Origin of the sequence: Dielma fastidiosa (assembly GCF_000313565.1) — a bacterium.
Classification (GTDB): Bacteria; Bacillota_I; Bacilli_A; order Erysipelotrichales; family Erysipelotrichaceae; genus Dielma; species Dielma fastidiosa.
Genome location: NZ_CAEN01000088.1, coordinates 1 through 936, shown reverse-complemented (window position 1 = coordinate 936; position 936 = coordinate 1). Strand labels below are relative to the sequence as shown.

At 45.6% G+C, this 936-nt stretch carries 1 protein-coding gene and 1 pseudogene; both read right to left on the bottom strand.

The genetic code is table 11. The features are described from left to right. Positions 1-134: pseudogene (locus DAHG_RS22070) on the bottom strand (PTS sugar transporter subunit IIA); the annotation flags it as partial. 55 nt (positions 135-189) lie between these two features. Further along, the coding region (gene ulaG / locus DAHG_RS00090; protein WP_022936300.1) for an L-ascorbate 6-phosphate lactonase at positions 190-936 on the bottom strand (747 nt) is incomplete at its 5' end.

The following is a 936-nucleotide window of genomic DNA, read 5'->3' as shown; positions in this document are numbered from 1 at the left end:
GCGATGATGATATACGGTCCGTATTTCTTTACACAATTGATGACCGCTTCTACATACACCGGTTCGATCACCCCTTCTTTGATGATCGGCTCACAGCTTGCCGCGATCGCTTCTTCCCAGCTTCTCAAACTTCTCTCTGAAACTGTATCTTCCCGTTTCTACAAACTCCCTCAGCATTCTTTTTGCCTCCTATAAGATGCTTCTGAACGGCACATTCGGCTCATCCGTGAAGCAGTCCTCAAAGCCTCGGCGATAATGATACTGACGTTTATTCGCATCATTTGGATATATGAACTTACCGCCTACATCCCAGATAAACGGTTTGAATTTGTAATCCAAGGTGTATTTCTTATAATCATACAGCATCAGGATTTCCTGCGGATCGGCCTTGAAGTTTGTCCATACGTCATAATGGAATGGGATCACTACCTTGCACTGCAGGGCTTCCGCCATTCTTAAGATGTCCACACTTGTCATCTTGTCCTGATTGCCGATTGGGTTCTCACCATAGCTGCCTAACGCTACATCGATCTGATGATCTTTGCCGTGTTTTGCATAATATACGGAATAGTGGCTGTCTCCTGAATGATAGATATTGCCTGCCGGTGTCTTGATCAGATAGTTTACTGCTTTCTCATCCATATCCGTTGGACATACACCGCGTACATCTTCATCATTGGTTACTAGGCATGTACGGTCAAAGCTGTCCAGGACAACGATCTCCGTATCCTTGATCTTGATCACATCACCCGGCTTTACCGTGATGCAGCGTTCTTTTGGTACACCGTAGCTCAGCCATTTCTCTACGCTCTTCATTGGTCCGATGAACGGTACGTCGCCTTCTACATTCTTTAATACCGCGGCCGCAAAGTATGGATCAATGTGGTCATTGTGATAGTGAGTGGATAATACCGCATCCACACTTGTTACTGCGAA